General features: G+C 37.8%; 15 protein-coding genes. 6 read left to right on the top strand and 9 right to left on the bottom strand.

Features of this window, described 5'->3' with window-relative positions; all coding sequences use genetic code 11:
* Positions 1 to 223 precede the first annotated feature (223 nt).
* The 3 genes from RCC89_13250 to RCC89_13260 are packed head-to-tail and all read right to left on the bottom strand — an operon-like array spanning position 224 to position 1,177.
* Positions 224 to 571 (bottom strand): DUF488 family protein, encoded by a 348-nt coding sequence (locus tag RCC89_13250; GenBank protein WMJ74123.1) that lies wholly within the window; start codon positions 569 to 571, stop codon positions 224 to 226.
* Positions 547 to 819 carry a DUF488 domain-containing protein gene (locus RCC89_13255; GenBank protein WMJ74124.1) on the bottom strand — a complete coding sequence of 91 codons (273 nt, stop codon included), beginning with the start codon at positions 817 to 819 and terminating at the stop codon, positions 547 to 549. Before RCC89_13255 ends, RCC89_13250 begins: the two co-directional genes overlap by 25 nt.
* Positions 803 to 1,177 carry a hypothetical protein gene (locus RCC89_13260; GenBank protein WMJ74125.1) on the bottom strand — a complete coding sequence of 125 codons (375 nt, stop codon included), beginning with the start codon at positions 1,175 to 1,177 and terminating at the stop codon, positions 803 to 805. The genes RCC89_13255 and RCC89_13260 overlap by 17 nt, the downstream gene beginning before the upstream one ends.
* Positions 1,178 to 1,461: 284 nt before the next feature.
* Between RCC89_13260 and RCC89_13265 the strand changes: the two genes are divergently transcribed.
* Complete coding sequence (locus tag RCC89_13265; GenBank protein WMJ74126.1) at positions 1,462 to 2,520, top strand: arginyl-tRNA--protein arginylyltransferase; 1,059 nt, start codon at positions 1,462 to 1,464, stop codon at positions 2,518 to 2,520.
* 71 nt (positions 2,521 to 2,591) lie between these two features.
* Here RCC89_13265 and RCC89_13270 read toward each other — a convergent pair whose 3' ends face one another.
* Entirely contained in the window at positions 2,592 to 3,269 is a 678-nt protein-coding gene (locus RCC89_13270; GenBank protein ID WMJ74127.1) for a response regulator transcription factor, read from the bottom strand.
* A 195-nt stretch (positions 3,270 to 3,464) separates the two neighbouring features.
* On the opposite strand from RCC89_13270, the gene RCC89_13275 reads away from it, so the two are divergent.
* Both RCC89_13275 and RCC89_13280 read left to right on the top strand, forming a co-directional pair.
* Positions 3,465 to 7,271, top strand: a complete 3,807-nt coding sequence (locus RCC89_13275; protein WMJ74128.1) for an SNF2-related protein — start codon at positions 3,465 to 3,467, stop codon at positions 7,269 to 7,271.
* Between the two features lie 273 nt (positions 7,272 to 7,544).
* Positions 7,545 to 10,685 carry a PAS domain S-box protein gene (locus RCC89_13280; GenBank protein ID WMJ74129.1) on the top strand — a complete coding sequence of 1,047 codons (3,141 nt, stop codon included), beginning with the start codon at positions 7,545 to 7,547 and terminating at the stop codon, positions 10,683 to 10,685.
* A gap of 168 nt (positions 10,686 to 10,853) precedes the next feature.
* Here RCC89_13280 and RCC89_13285 read toward each other — a convergent pair whose 3' ends face one another.
* Positions 10,854 to 11,774, bottom strand: coding sequence for a transposase (locus RCC89_13285; GenBank protein WMJ74130.1), 921 nt, complete (start codon positions 11,772 to 11,774; stop codon positions 10,854 to 10,856).
* A gap of 31 nt (positions 11,775 to 11,805) precedes the next feature.
* Positions 11,806 to 12,192, bottom strand: coding sequence for a hypothetical protein (locus tag RCC89_13290; protein WMJ74131.1), 387 nt, complete (start codon positions 12,190 to 12,192; stop codon positions 11,806 to 11,808).
* Between the two features lie 185 nt (positions 12,193 to 12,377).
* On the opposite strand from RCC89_13290, the gene RCC89_13295 reads away from it, so the two are divergent.
* Complete coding sequence (locus tag RCC89_13295) at positions 12,378 to 13,481, top strand: DUF6268 family outer membrane beta-barrel protein (GenBank protein WMJ74132.1); 1,104 nt, start codon at positions 12,378 to 12,380, stop codon at positions 13,479 to 13,481.
* 205 nt (positions 13,482 to 13,686) lie between these two features.
* On the opposite strand, the gene RCC89_13300 is transcribed toward RCC89_13295, so the two are convergent.
* Together RCC89_13300 and RCC89_13305 are read right to left on the bottom strand one after the other, a co-directional pair.
* Positions 13,687 to 14,166, bottom strand: a complete 480-nt coding sequence (locus RCC89_13300) for a DUF2147 domain-containing protein (GenBank protein ID WMJ74133.1) — start codon at positions 14,164 to 14,166, stop codon at positions 13,687 to 13,689.
* Between the two features lie 23 nt (positions 14,167 to 14,189).
* Positions 14,190 to 14,711 (bottom strand): hypothetical protein, encoded by a 522-nt coding sequence (locus RCC89_13305; protein ID WMJ74134.1) that lies wholly within the window; start codon positions 14,709 to 14,711, stop codon positions 14,190 to 14,192.
* Positions 14,712 to 15,079: 368 nt separating this feature from the next.
* Between RCC89_13305 and RCC89_13310 the strand changes: the two genes are divergently transcribed.
* A complete protein-coding gene (locus tag RCC89_13310; GenBank protein WMJ74135.1) occupies positions 15,080 to 15,622 on the top strand; it encodes an ankyrin repeat domain-containing protein in 543 nt (180 codons plus the stop codon).
* Between the two features lie 188 nt (positions 15,623 to 15,810).
* On the top strand, positions 15,811 to 16,242 hold the full coding sequence (locus tag RCC89_13315; protein WMJ74136.1) for a DinB family protein: 432 nt from the start codon (positions 15,811 to 15,813) through the stop codon (positions 16,240 to 16,242).
* Between the two features lie 43 nt (positions 16,243 to 16,285).
* On the opposite strand, the gene RCC89_13320 is transcribed toward RCC89_13315, so the two are convergent.
* Entirely contained in the window at positions 16,286 to 16,447 is a 162-nt protein-coding gene (locus RCC89_13320; protein ID WMJ74137.1) for a hypothetical protein, read from the bottom strand.
* Between the last annotated feature and the right edge of the window lies 1 nt (position 16,448).

Raw genomic sequence — 16,448 nt, forward strand, 5'->3', positions numbered from 1 at the left:
TGTCAGACGCTGTACTAAGATGACGTTTTGATGATACCAACTTGCACAGCGTACCGCAAACAGATTGCCTCGACATTCCCTTAACGCACCTAACCCTATAAAACTAAAACATTTGACTCTTACCTCATTGCTACCTTGCGCCTCGCAATGACGGCTAATATCTGACTTCCAGTATAAAATACCAGAAGTTGGCAAAAGTAGTTAGAGGTTTGTACGGGTACTGCTACTTACTAACAGACCTCGAAAAAGTGCGAGGAAGGGGGCGTGCTGAATTATTTGAGTTGGAATGTGTGGAGGAGGTGAAGTTTATATGTTTCATCTCATACTGCCAGTCACCTAATTGGGTAATAGCCTCCGCTAGATGCTTTCTGTGACACTGACATATATTTGCTTCGAAACAAGTTAATGCAATTCTTTGATATTCTGCAAGTAAATTTAAAATTTCCTGTTGCTTGCCAATAGTTTCCTGAAGGTTTGTATTCCTATAGATGGCAAACAATTTGTCATAATCAGCCTGCGTTTTAAGATCCTGCCGCTTATCTGACTCTATCCCAACTTCAGGAGTGTGCAATACTTTATGCCAACGCCTTCACAAACATTTTTAAGCTGGCTTTGAGTAAAGCCATATTTCATGCTTTTAGGGTTCCGTCGTACATCAACAAGAAGTTTGATGTCATTTTTAAGAAGCTTGTTAAGATACTCTTCTAGAGAAATCCCCTGATATCCGATGGTGAAAAGAATGGTTTTGTTGGATTTTGGCTTAATAGACATTACAGGCTGTAATTCCTCTCCTGATAAAATATCATTTACGATGGGCAAACCAAGGATATTTAAGGTAAGTATGTTTGATTAATTCAGTATTTGTTTTACCCTCATAAAGATGTTTAATAGAAAATAAAATCTTTCTGTCTTTTTCCCTTAGTAGGTTTTTGTAAATGGTTTGATCTTTTTTTACCCAAACAATATCATCTTCAAGCACCTGTCCATATTTTTCCAGTGTTTTTAAATCTGCATTGGCCTGAAATGAAAAACAACCAAATTTATACGGAACAAAGTGATAAACAGGCTGTTCTTGAAACTTGCAATAAAGTAAAAGTAGTTTCTGCAGCCTGATTTTTTCCAGCTTCCCCCCAAAAGATTCCAATAAGGCTAATAAAACTTTACGACGATAATACATAGGACAAAACTACTGGTTTTTCCGGGTATTTAAAACTGTAGAAAATGAAGTATGGTTCTTCAGAAATTAAAGCACCTTAGTGCATAACCTTAATCCAAACCCCTTTAAAACCGTGCATAAAGCAATGCTTTTACCTTCTAAAGTAATAAAATTTTTTTTAATAAGCGTATTTTAAAGATTTTCAAAATTTTAAATACAGTAAAACTCTTTTTAGCTGTCAAGAAAGGTTTTTACAGAGTGAAATTATGTATCTTAGTACTTGTCTTTAATATTTATAACTTGTCATGTTCGCACAAGCACACTTTCCTTTAGAACCATTACAAGCGGAAGAGCTTGATTCCTACCTCTCGCAAGGCTGGTTTCGGATGTACCAGTATATTTTCACCTGTACCTACCTGCCTTTAAATGACCAAGTGTATAGGGTACATTGGTTACGGGTGGTATTGGATGAATTTGAAAATAGTAAAACAAGCAAAAAGCTTTTTAAGCTCAACTCAAAGTTTAGCGTCAGTATCCAGAAAACTACTGTTACACCTGAAAAAGAAGCTTTGTACCATGCCTATCAAAACGCAATACCTTTTGAAACAGCACCTTCGCTAGACCAGCTTTTATACGACGATTTTGACTTTGACATTTTCGACACCTTAGAGATAACCGTTTACGATCGCAATAAACTTATTGCTGTTGGATTTTTCGATATGGGCAAAAACAGTGCGGCAGGAATTACCAGTTTTTATGATCCGGCATATAAAAAATACAGCTTGGGAAAGTATTTGATTTATCAAAAAATGCTGTACTGCAAAAAGCTACAAACAAAATATTTCTACCTAGGCTATGTGGCACCAGGAGCTAAAGCATTTGACTATAAATTAGATATCGCTAAAAATGCTTTAGAGTACTACGATTTATCTACGCAAAAATGGCTTGATATCAAGCTATGGAATCCACAAAAAGGTTCTATAGAAGAAAACAAACAAAAGCTGCTCAAACTTCAGCAACAGTTGAGTGTACACAATATAGAAAACAGGTTGTTTCACTACGCATATTTTCAAGGCAATTTGTTTCCTCAGCTACAAGACCTAGAACTGTTTGACTATCTCATGTTTGTCAATTGCTTTGACTTTTGCGCTGACACGATAAACCCGCTCGTGGTGTATGACTTTCGAGACCAGCACTACCATTTGTTAAAATGTTGTAGTATGGGAGAGTCAGAAGAGCCTGAAGTAGATGAAGATGTCTACTCGTTTCGCCTTCTTAAAACAGAAGAAGTACTTTTCTCAACACCTTGTGAAAAAGAAATGGCCAAAGCACTACAACACATTTCCTTCCGGATTGTCCAATAGTTTTTTTTGAGATGTATATGCAGTTAACAGAGCATACGAAGCAACATGGCTATTAACACCCTTGGCTAATATTACATTTTTAGAATAAACCCCATTCCAGGTTTGGTATGGATCAGCTTCTGAGAAAAGTTTTTATCAATTTTCTTTCTCAAATAATTGATATACACATCTATAAAGTTAGTCCCAGTATCAAAATGCGTTTCCCATACATTTTCCGCTATTTCAGGGCGGGTAAGCACTTTATTTGGGTTTTGGAGCATATACTGTAGCAAAGCAAACTCCTTTGGGGTCAGATTAATTTCTTTACCACTTCTTGACACTAGTTTGGACTCTGTGTCCATCTCCAAATCGCCAAATTTTAATACTTTAGGGGTTTCTGAAACAAACTGTTGGCTTCTTTTCAACAGCTCACGAATCCTCACCGAAAGCTCTCTTATGTCAAAAGGTTTTACCAGGTAGTCATTAGCACCTGAGTCAAAACCTTCCACTTTATCGTCTGTGGTACCCAAAGCGGTAAGCATCAGAATAGGCAAGGACGGGTGTTTTTTCCGGATTTTCTGGCATAAGTCCAAGCCGCTCATGTCAGGAAGCATAACATCAATAATTAATAAATCAAACGCATCACTGTCAATAAGTTCCCAACCAGACGCAGCATCATGTGCAGAAGAAACAGAATACCCTTCTTCTTCAAGCCCCCGCTTTATTAGTTCAGCTATTCTATGGTCGTCTTCTACATTAAGGATTTTCATGGCTTTCAAATCTATTGTATGTAAATTTACAAAGAAAAACTAATTTTATGATCCCCTTAAAAGATATAGTATCAATCCATGTCCAACAACCTAAAACCTGAAATATGCAATAGAATTTTCTGTTACAAAATTCAGGTTAAATTTTTACTTTATATGTGGTATTTTAATAACTTCAACGTGAAAATATAATTTAAAATGATTGAAGACCTTTATGTCATCAGTAGCGCTGTAGAATTAAATACCCCTAAAAAAGTTTTTAAAGAAGGAAAGGCTTTATTTGATAGCCTACAAAAAGATATAACATCCCAAAAGTCAGAGTACGGTTATCATGTCTATTTGCCAGCAAATAAAAGTGATTTTAACAAAGTAGAGTTTGAATGTTATAAGCACCATTATAATTGCAACTGCTTAGATTTTTTTAACAAGGATTATTGCAAACATGTGGTTGCTGCAATCTTTTTTATGACTAAGTATATAATGCAAAATGAAGATTATTTTGAAGAGGAAGAGGAGTGTGCGGAAGAGGAGGAGGTAGAGGCTTTACTTCCACGGTTAAATGACCGGATCAGTTCAGAACCTGCTACCTTAAAAATCCCAAAGAAACTAAAAAACTTTTACTTTCTATATCCACTCGTAAGCCAGCATATATATGGGCTTTCATTAAAGCATGCTTATGTTGAAAAATCATCTTTAGTATTAGAAATCGGGAGTGATATTTTTTCAAGGATTCAAGAACACAAAGTTAGGCTTTCTGCTGATGCTAAATACCTTAAGATATGCTGTACTTGTGAAGAATCTGTAGAAGGATTCTGTAAACATGAATCGGTGGCCGTAGTTTACCTCATACAAAACTGCCAAGTTGATATATTAAAACAGCTCATTCCGGAAAATTTAAAGAAGCTACAGGATGAAACCCTCAAGAAATTTAACCTAGAGGACAAAGCTGTTGAGGCGGACAATTATGTTAAGTTGATTTTTGCGGAAAACGAAATAGTTGGGGTAACGCACAAAAAAGCAGAGGGGCTATATCCACTAGATACCTTTGAAGAAGTCTTTAACAGTCAAGTGAGGGACATATGTACCCCCGAACAAAAACAGCAATTACAATTAGCCCCTTTGATCAACAAAGGAAATCAAGAGCTGCGAGTGATAGGTTATGTATTGAGCTTAAATCCAATGAGCCAATCCTTTCATTTAAAAATTATTCAAGGAAAACCCAATAAAACTAAAGATAAAATTACCGCTCATGTAAGTGAGCTCAAAAGTATTGGCGAATACAGCGGAGAAGTCACTGACGAGCTTAAAGAAATTTTTATTTTAAAAGAGCAGCTAGATTCAATGGGAAATCACGTTCCCGAGCCGGACAATCCTGAGTTTGCAGCGCTGTTTGAAAAAACAAAGGAAGTTTTTGAATATTTAAAGCAGCAAGCTTTTGTCTTCTATACCATTGGCAGGTATAATAGTTACAAAGAACTCAGAAAATCTGACTTAAACACAGCTCAAATCGTATCACTGGATGCAAGCTTATACTTTGAGCTAAATGAGGAAAGCGAATTTTACAAACTGGAGGCTTTCTTACAAATAGATAAAGAGACAAAAGTGCCTATCTCTGAGGTAGAAATGAAACACCCATTTATAGGTTGTTTCAAGCCAAATCAGCTTTTACAAACACCTACCTTTCAACAAGGTCAGTTTTTCCACCTAGCTGACTTTCAGACATTCCATACCTTAATTTTTTTCAAAAATTACCCGGTACAAAGATGTCATAAAAAGGACATTGATAGTTTTTTCGAAAAAATAGTAAATCCTTTACAAAGCAATTACAAAGTGGCAGTAAAAAAAACAAAATCCAAAAAGAAACCTATTCCACTCACGCCAGACAAAAAAAGGTTATACGTAACAGAGTTTGATAAATTTGTTGTATTTAAGCCAGAGGTTATTTATGAGGAAGGAGATATTGTTGGGTTATTTGATGCTGGAAGCATATTGAAAAACAATAACGGAAAGTTTACAGAGTATCTCCGTGATGAAGAGTTTGAGAAAGACTATGAAGAACTATTGCGCGGACTGCACCCTTCGTTTAAGACAGGTGGCCGACAAGGTTTCTTTTACTTGTCACCAGACGATATGGTCAAAAACTTCTGGTTCTTAAACGCTTTTGAAAAACTAAAGAAACAAAAGGTTGAAGTTTGGGGGCTCAATGAACTTAAAAACTTCAAGTATTCAGTACACAGACCACAGGTAAAGGTACATATGTCTAGCCAGAAAGACTGGTTTGACACTAAAATAGATATTTCTTTTGGCGATACATCCATATCCATAAAAGACCTGAAAAAAGCCATTCAAAATGATGAAAATTATGTCCTGCTGGGCGATGGCACCTATGGCTTGTTGCCGCAGCAATGGATGGAAAAGTTTAGGCAACTTTTTAGGGCAGGTAAAGAAGATGGCGAAAAGCTGAAGGTTTCAAAGCTTAACTTTAGCCTGCTGGATCAACTGGCAGACCCACAAATACATAAAAATGTACTTGAAGAGCTAGCCGAGAAGAAAGAGAAGTTACAAGCTTTTAAAGGGATTGAAAAAGTAAAGGTACCTAAAGAGATCAAAGCAGAACTTCGCAATTATCAGAAAGAAGGACTGAACTGGCTGAACTTCTTGGACGAATTCCGTTGGGGAGGAATACTGGCCGACGATATGGGTCTTGGGAAAACACTCCAAATTATCACCTTTTTACAACTGCAAAGAAATCAGAAAAAAGGGATTAATCTGGTTATAGCACCTACTTCACTACTTTTCAACTGGCAGGATGAACTAAAAAAGTTTGCTCCTGAACTTAAGTTTCTCCTTCATTATGGAAACGACAGAAAGGCCAGCGCTAAAAGTTTCGGTGACTATGACTTGATCATTACCAGCTACGGAATTGTATGCAATGACCTAGACCAATTTAAAAAAATAAACTTCAACTACATTGTGCTAGATGAATCTCAGGCCATTAAAAACATCGTTTCGCTTCGCAATAAAGCAGTTTGCAGTTTGAAGGCAAACAACAGAATTGCCCTCACTGGTACGCCTGTAGAAAACAGTGCATTGGAGCTGTATGCTCAAATGAACTTTGTCAATCCAGGTTTTCTGCATACGGCAAAGAACTTCAAAGACAATTATGTAAAACCTATTGAAACAAACAACGACCAGAACAGAGCAGATGAATTGAAAAGCAGGATAGCTCCTTTTATCCTTAGAAGAACCAAAAAAGAAGTCCTTACTGAACTGCCAGACAAAACAGAGGAAGTTGTATACTGCATGATGCCTGAAGAGCAACGAAAAGTGTATGATGCTTTCAGAAACAAGTACAGAAATAAGTTGTTGGGTATTATTGAAGAAGAAGGGGTGAACAAAAACATGATTCAAGTACTTGAGGGACTTACTAAGCTGCGCCAGATATGCGATTCCCCCCAATTGCTAGAAAAGGAAAATTTAGAGACCTCTGCTTCTATAAAAATAGCAGAGCTTAAAAGGCATATTGCGGAAAAAACCGGCGACCACAAGATTCTAATATTTTCCCAGTTCGTAAAAATGCTTAAGCTCATTGAAAAAGAACTGGAGGAAATGGATGTCGATTTTGAATACCTTGACGGTAAGACACCGCAAACACAAAGGGCAGAAAAAGTGAGAAGGTTTCAAAACAATAAGTCATGCCGTGTGTTTTTGATAAGTCTTAAAGCGGGTGGGGTAGGCCTAAATTTGACAGAAGCTGACTATGTTTATATTGTGGATCCTTGGTGGAACCCTGCTGTAGAAAATCAAGCCATAGACAGGTGCTACCGTATGGGACAGAAAAAGAACGTTACTGCTCTAAGAATGATTTGCAAAGATACGGTAGAAGAAAAAATCTTTGAATTACAACTACAGAAAAAGACTCTTTCAGACAACCTTCTGGACTCTAGCAGTGATGGAATTTCCAGAAACCTTACTAAAGAAGATATTGAAAAGTTATTTTCATAGATAAAATGATGTATCTTTGATAACATGGCTACAGCACTTCTCTTAGTTTTTGCTAATGGAATTTAGCTGTTTAGCATATTGTTTTTAAATAGACCGGCAAAAGCGCAGCGATTGTAGTATAGCAATTCATAAAGAACCACTGTGAGTTCCAGTATAGTATTCTGGATAGGCGGTTAACATAAGCAGCAAAATAATGGCATAGCAGCTTTGTAAGCCCCAATGCAGTTGTGAGTTGTTATTGGATACTTCGTGTAATATTAATTGATATAGCATATGAGCAGGGCCATAAACTCTGAATATAATAAAACTAAAAAACCTTTTGTTGGTGGAGGAGAAATGGGTGAGTTAATGTGCTCATACGACTGGGACAGAAGCAAACTGGGTCCGGTTTATACATGGCCCCAAAGCCTTATTTCGGCAACAAACATTATTATACAGTCTCCTGCGCCTTTAGTTATTCTTTGGGGCAACGAAGGAATAACCTTATACAATGATGGATATATCAATTTTGCAGGGGGGAGGCATCCCAAGTTATTAGGTGAAAAATGTGAGGAAATATGGCCTGAAGCAGCCAATTTTATCAGAAACGTCATTGACACTTGTCTAACCGGTGAATCATTAAGGTACGAAAGGATTCCTTATGAAGTGTACCGCAACAAAACGCCAGAAAATATATGGATGGACTTAGATTGCAGCCCAATAATGGATGACAATGGAGCGCCTGCTGGTGTTTTGATCGTAAACCATGAAGTGACCCATCTTGTAAAAGCTGAAGAAGAAAAGAAACTTACCGAAGAACAGCTCGAAATAGCAATGAATGCAGCTGGCACGGTTGGCACTTGGAGTTGGGATATTAAATCTGAAACTTTTTATGCCGATAAGCGGTTTGCCTCTCTTATTGGCCTCAGCCCTAAAAAAGCTTTTGTTGGGATACCAATTACAGAAGCTTGGAACACAATACACCCCCTCGATATAGACAGAGTAGGAAAGTCTATAGCAAAGGCTATTTCAATGAGAAAAAAGTTTTCAGAGGAGTACAGGCTACAGCAAAATGATGGGAAGGTACGGTGGGTTATGGAGCGAGGAAAATGTTTCTATGACTCAGAAGGAAACCCCGAAACTTTTTCCGGTGTCACTGTCGATATTACAGAACGGAAACTTGCAGAACAAGCATTGTTAGCCAGTGAACAAAAACTCCGTAGAATTTCCGATTCTAACCTTTTGGGCATTTACCATTGGAATGTTAAAGGAGAAGTCTTTGAAGCAAATGATGCATTTCTTGATATAGTCAGGTATAGTCATAATGACTTAAAACACGGAAAGATTAACTGGAGAAATTTTATTGCTGAAAAGTACCTAAACAAAGTTGACAACACAATCCAGGAGCTAAAAAACACGGGTGTTTTAAATACTTCAAGTTGGGAGTTTGTTCGAAAGGATGGAAGTAAGGCAGATGTCTTATTAGGAGGAGCCTTTTATGAAGATTCATCAGAGCAAGGAATTGCATGGGTATTAGATATTTCAGAACGCAAAAAAACTGAAATTGCACTTAAAAAAAGTGAAAATCAATATAGGGCCATTGCTGAATCTATGCCACAGATCGTATGGACCACCAAACCTGATGGTTACCATGACTACTATAACAAGCGTTGGTACGATTTTGTAGGAAAACCTTTTGAAGAAACTTCCGGGGACCAATGGAATGAGCAATTTCATCCAGATGACCAAGAAAGGGCATGGAGAAAATGGCAACACTCACTTAAAACCGGAGAACCCTATGAGATAGAATACCGCTTAAGGGCAAAAGATGGGAAATATAGGTGGTTTCTAGGACAAGCATTGCCATTTAGAGATGAACATACAGGGAAAATTATCCGCTGGTTTGGCACCTGCACAGATATCCATGACCATAAATTGTCAAAAGAAGCGTTGGCCCAAAGTGAAGAGCAGTTCAGCAGTATTTTTAACCAAAGTTTTGTAGGTATTGCCCAGACTGATTTAGAAGGGAATTTCGTTTTAGTAAACGACCGATATAGCGAGATAACAGGTTATCCCAAAGAAGTGCTTTACCAAGAAAGCATAAAGAGTATTACTAACCCTGACGATCTGGAGCATAATCTTGCCTTGTTAAAAAACATGAAGGAAAAAGGTACTCCTTTTAAAGTTGAAAAACGGTATATCCGCCCTGATGGATCCTTGGTATGGGTACAGGTAAATGTTTCCACAGTTAAAGACCCTGATGGAAAGATCATAGCTGTTGTAGTTGTATGTCAAGACATTACCGAACATAAACAAGCAGAAGAAGCCCTTCGCGAGAGTGAAGAACGGTTCCGGACCTTGGCAGACCAGTCACCTATGATTGTTTACCTGGTAGAACCTGACGAAATTGCTACCATGAGTTACTTTAATAAAGCGTGGCTTGATTATACCGGCCAAACCTTTAAACAAGCCATTGGTCATGCATGGAGTAATATTGTCCACCCCGATGACCTACAGTTTATATATAAAGAATATTCTACAGCATTTCAGGAGAAAAGGTCTTACCAACTGCCTGAAGTAAGGCTAAAAAGGTATGACGGAACCTATCGATGGCACCATTTTAAAGGAAACCCAAGATACCTTCCCAATGGGAAGTTTATGGGGTATATCGGTGTCGGGATAGATATTCACGAACAGAAAATTGCCTCTGAGCAATTAAAGACTAGTAATGCCGAACTGTCACGAATAAACAATGACCTTGATAGTTTTATTTACACCGCTTCGCACGATCTTAAAGCTCCTATCAGCAATATTGAAGGACTCATTCAAGCTCTTAGTGCCACTTTGTCTGAACAAAAACTTATTGATGACGAATTGGATGCCTTCATACAAATGATCAACCAGTCTGTAGAAAGGTTTAAGAGTACCATTAAGGATTTGGCAGAAGTAGCCAAAGTTCAGTCCAATACTTTAGAAGACAATGAGTCCGAAATTTTACTAGAGGGTTTACTAAAAGAGGTTAAAGAAAACATTCAATCTGACATTAATAGTTCAGGAGCCCAGTTAATCCAAGATTTTTCAGGAGCGCCTGTTATTGCGTTTTCTAGAAAAAACTTAAGAAGCATTATGTATAACCTGGTATCTAATGCCATAAAATATCGGTCTCCTGACCGGCAGGTACAGGTAAAAATAACTTCTAAAAAAATTGACAATCAACACACTCAGTTAATTGTAGAAGACAATGGCCTGGGGATCAAAGAAAAAAACAAGGAAAAGATATTTTCTATGTTCCGCAGGTTCCACCAACATGTAGAAGGTACCGGCATCGGTTTAGCTATTGTAAAAAAAATAGTTGACAACAATGGAGGTAGCATTGACATAGAGAGCGAAGAAGGAAAAGGGACTACATTTAAAGTTTTGCTAAAAACAAGCTAAATTCTCCCTCAGCATTAGTAGGGTGTAGTGATAAATTTGATCCAATAGTTTATTTTGGAATAGCCATAAATGCATATTCCAATTTAGGCTTACATTTGATTCTTCCAATACACCTTCATGTATTACCATATGTAGCCATAAAGTGGGTCACCGTATTTTTCTGGGGATTTAAGCAAAAAGCTTAGAGAGCCTGAACAAGAAAAACCTGGTATCTACAACGCCTCTTAAGTTTGCCCTGAAGAGCTTTATTTTTGAATTAAAAGATTCCGCATTTGCATTGGTAGATCTATTGTCAAAGAAGTTTAGAATATTGCTCATATGGTTGCTTACTGTATTTGCTACCGTTAAAAATTCTTTAATTTCCATCTCATGAGTTTTATTGATCCATTCATTAAACTTTTTTTCAGCGGAAATTTTTGTGTTGCTTTCATATATTAGCCTAAACTCAAGAACATGGTCATAAGCTTTTTTGAGGTCTGGATAATTTTCAAAAGCTATGTTGGCTCTCTGCTCTTGGCTTTGAGTCCAATCAGCTTTCTTTTTGGCAAAGACATACCTGCAGCGGGCCAAAAGTTGCTTTGGGGTGTCCCCATTGGGCAATAAGGGTGCTTTATACCTAACGCCATTCTTTTTGGCAGCTTCGATAGCCTTGTTTTCCATATCCAGTTCAACCCATCTTTGATTGACCCTTATATGTTGTAGAGCCTCCAGGGCCAGCCTTACTACATGAAAGCGGTCTGTAACCAAATTTGCCATGGGGAAACATGTTCTTGCGGATGACTCCATGTTTTTTGCCATGTCAAGGGTTACTTCCTTTACTTTATTCCTTTGTTCCAGAGGGATTTTCTCCAGAACTTGTATGATATTTGCCGACAATGTGCCTTTTACAGAAGCTACCAAAGAGCCTCTTTTGCCTCTCCCGTTTTTATTGGTAATAAAAGTGTACAACTCTCCTTTTGACAGTGCAACTTCGTCTATACTGAGATGCTCTCCGATATTGTCCGGAAAGACCAAATAGTCTTCTGCATGCTCTTTTTGTTCCCACTGCTTAAACCCACTGCTTTTCTTCTTATAGTGCCTCCTCAACAAATCCCCTTTGACCTCATAATAGCTGCCAATGTTACCAATGGTATCTTCGCGGGTCTCGACCTGTACCTTTTAAAAAATCTGAAAGCTCTTGAGTGATTTTAGAGCCTTCAGCTACAAATGAATAGTCATTGTAAACTATTTTGTTCTTGCATGTTTTATGCCTCCACCTTCGTCGCTTAAATTCAAGATAAACGGCTTTTCCCCTTATAGGGAAATCTTGCACAATTTTAGGTTCATAAAAACCTTTAGACTCGTACTCTTCAGGATTATGTTTTCCTAATAGCCGGTTCTGCTCAATGAGGTTGATTTTATAAAAGGATCTTTTGCTGTTCAGGTCACATAGCTCTATTACAGCTTCTATTTCAAAAAAATCTAGTATGCCTTCCGGCAAAAAAGGGGCAATAATATTTTCTTTCATCTTGCCTTAAAATTAACAAATCAAACCAAAACTCCCCAACTTTTACGTGTGAGCCCATAAAGTTCCTTGTGGCTACGCACAATTATTACTTTTGCAGCAGATCCAAAGTAGGTTATTTTTAGTTCTTTTGTTTCTTAAACGCTATAAGTTTTATATATTTGAAGGTTGACTCCTTTAAATAAATCATGAAACTAAACGTATTCTTACTTCTTTCTTTTTTAACTGTCTCTTTTCAGCTACAAGCTCAAGACGAACCTTGGGAGGACGATGATGATGAAGACTACAGCATTTATGAAGATTTTGGAGTAGAAGAAGGGAGGGAAACCAGGCGTTTTGCCCATCCCAAAATTTTTGGTTTAGCACCAGCCAAACTGGTTTCTGTTGGGTATGATGTAATGGGAAGCAATACCCTTAACAGTGACTCTCTATACCCTTACCCAGGAGAGTCAACAAGAATAAGGGCGGCCCACGGTCTTCGGTTGTTTGCCAATATTCCGGTTATTTCACACAACAGGCTCCTTGTAAATGTAGGAGGTAGTTATATCCGAACAAATTATGTTATGGAGAATGACATAAACCATCCATTCCCTAACCTTTTGCAAGAAAAAGGACTTACAAGTATGGGGCTAAACACCACCATATTCAAGCCGGTATCTGAGAAAAACTTTGTAATGGGTTTTGTAGCAGGAGATTTAAACGGAGACTATACCTTAACAAACCCTCAGCACCCTAGACACACAAGGTTAACATGGGTGGCCATGTATGGTAGGAGAGTACACGACCGCCTTCAATATGCTTTTGGTGCTACCCAATCATACCGGGCAGGTGAGGTCAATTATTTCCCTGTCATCATGTATAACTACACAAGTGCTGACAGAAAGTGGGGAATAGAGGCTCTATTGCCGGCAAGGGCACACTTCAGACGCACATTTAACACCAGAAATATCCTTATGCTAGGTTTTGAACTTGAAGGACAAAGTTACAGACTTAACGACAGGGATAACTTATTTCCAAGGGTAGGGGAAACACATGCCGCTCATATGGCGCACTATGATCCAAACAACCTAGAATTAAGAAGATCTGAAATCCGTGTGAGGGCCATCTACGAAAGAGGGTTAACCGATTTCATTTGGATTTCAGGCCAATTTGGATATGTCATTAACTACAACTATAATGTAGATAGTGGTGACTTCTTTAGGGGGTTTTTCGGAAACCAACCATATGTGATGCAGAACCGTTTAAGCAACCCTCTGTACTTTAACATCAGCTTAAACTTGGTAAGCCCATAAGTAATTGTCTGAATCGGGATGCATGGGGTTTCAGGAATTTCTGGATTAGGGTATGAATGAGCCCCTAAAAGAAGTGCTTGAATACTTGCCTTAAGCTGGCTTAAATTAAATATAGTTTCCAAAACCCATTAACCTGACAAAAAAAGGATCGTAAAGCTTTTGCCTTACGATCCTTTTTTTATGTTGCAGAACATAAACCTTTCTACTATTTCTTTTTTTGCAACCTGGTCCATGTATCTGTACGGCCAATAGCAGAAACACCGATGTACCCACGAACTTCTAAGGTATTATCGTCTTTCATTTTAATGGTACAGCTGTAAGTACTGCCGTTTTCTGGATCGTAGATGGTACCATTATCCCAAGTCTTTTTTCCTTTATACTCAAAATCCTTAAGAATCCTATATCCTAGTAATGGAGTGCTTCTCATGGACTCATCGGGATTGTTAACATCTGTTTTAGCTTCACCTTTTTCATTTTTTGGCTCTAGTAGCCATACTATTTTACCGTAATACTTGTCTCCAATTTTGGAAACCTTCACTTTGGCACGTCCATTTCCAGGCTCCCATACGCCTACAAGAGCATCTCCCTCATCATCTGACTGCGCAGACGGTGCAAAAGAAGACAAAGTAAAGCTAAGCATTAAGCTTAGTACAATTAGAGGTATCGTTCTCAACGTATTTTTCATTGTTTTTTATAGTTAGATAATATTTATTTGCTTACTTCCAAAAGGAATACCAAGTCAGCTTTTAATTCAAAATCATCTTCATAATCTTCGTTAATATTGGCATCAATGACAAGAAAAACCTTATCCGCTGATTTGAACTTTGCCAATTCAGCTTTTTCTGATACACCAGGTGTTAACGATGCAGACGAAGCTGGAACAGGAGACTGAACAGCTACCGAGGTAAGAGAAGAGCCGCCGCCAACCATTTGAACCACTATACTTTCAAAAAGGTCAAACGTCTCTTCATTGTTTGTCCTCAAGGTAACTTCTTTTACTCTAATGTTCTTAATATTATCACGAGAGACGCCAGCGCTTTCTAGAACCTCTTCCGGGGAAAATACTATTTCAGCTTGTGACTCATTAGACCCCGGAAACATAGGCCCTTCTAAAACCAGGCTTATGTCAGAAAGATGATATTCTAATGTTTGCTTTTCTCCTGACCCGCAAGAAAAAAGTGCCAAAACAATAAATCCAAGCAAACACTTGGCTAAAACCTTATTTGTCATAATTATAAATAATAAATTAAAGCTAAAAGTAATAGGAAAATATCAGATGTTCAAGTTTATATATTACGATTACATCAGATAATTGTTGTTTAAGAATGAAAGGTAATCTTGATATAGGTGCAAAAGTCAAAAAATCACCTATATTTATAGCATCGGATAAGTGCAGGGAAACTTACGAAGTGTGGATTTCGTAAAACCTCTAGGGCTGTAATATTTTTAACCTTCACCCATAAAGTATAAGAAGGAGCTATGGCATTGGGTTAAAGTCATAGCAGTAACCAAAGACGATGGAGGAGGATAGTGGCTGATACTAGGTTATTTTTACGCTTATTTCCTTTAGATTATTTTGGATTTAAATCGCTAGGCCTATGAAATGCATTTCAATTATTTTGGTGTTGGCATCTGTATCTGTAGGTTTCTGCCAAGAAAGCTTTTTACGTGCTGTTCGCAATGGTGAACTGGCAGAAATAAAAAAACATATCCAAGACAACAACCAATTAGTTCATATCAGGGACTATAATGGATATTCCCCCTTAGTACTTGCTGTTATAAACGGCCAGGTTGAAGTGGCAAAACTTTTGTTATCGCAGGATGTAGACTTGAATACCCAAGACTATTATGGCAATACAGCCTTAATGGAAGCATGTTATCGGGGAAATGCTGCAATGACTTCATTTCTGCTTCAAAATGGCGCAGACATCAATATCCGAAACAATAATGGGGCTACGGCTTTAATTTATGCCTCTACCTTCAACCATTGGGAAGTTGTGGCTTTACTAATGAATCATCAAGCAGATACCTCTCTGGTAGACACAAGGGGAAATACCGCCCTAGACCATGCCCTTATGCAGCAAAACCAAGAGGCTGTAGCTATTTTAACAAGCTTTTCCGAGGAATATATTCTCAGATAGCCATTACTTACTAACTTGATAAACACAGTCTTATCCTCGTCTGTAGGAAAAGAAGAAATACTGGTTCGCATAGAAATAGCTGCACTGAAAAAAACATTGCAAGTTAGGGTACCTTATGTAATGTAAGGCTATAATTGCAATGACCGCCAAAGCAAATACTTTTTTAATGTCGCACATAAACGTTAAATATGGAAGAGTTTTTCAAAAACTTATTGGAGTATAATAGCCGTTGTAACCAAGCCCTAGCGCAAAAGCTACAAAAAGCACCACCTTCTAAAAAGGCACTTCAGCTATATTGTCATATTATAAATTCACATGAGATATGGAATTGCAGAATAAGGGGAGAGCAGATTGTTACCAGAGATTGGGACATACGAAAAAATGAAAACTTGTGTTTGATAGACTCAGTCAATTTGCAATATTCCTTAAAAGTAGTTCTTGAACATGACCTATCATCGACTATCTGGTACTCTTCTATTAAAGGAGAAAAGTATGCAAGGTCTATTAAAGAAATCTTATTCCATATCATAAACCACTCCACATATCATAGGGCGCAAATAGCCACAGACTTCAGACAGAACAATAAAGAGCCGGTAATGACCGACTTTATTATACATTAACCCTTGTCCTGTCCGAAACCTGCACAACAACTCCACATTTCACTCACTGTTTCCCCTTTTCAGGAGGTGAGCTTTTCTCCTTTTCACCTTTACTATTATCAGTTCCACTTTGATAAATGCGTTGATTGTTTTCAGAATTCGGCTTTTCCTGAGGGTACAGCCTTTGCGGTGGAACAGGTGTATATATATTCTTCTCTGGTTTCATA

The organism is Cytophagaceae bacterium ABcell3 (genome assembly GCA_030913385.1).
Lineage (GTDB): Bacteria > Bacteroidota > Bacteroidia > Cytophagales > Cytophagaceae > ABcell3.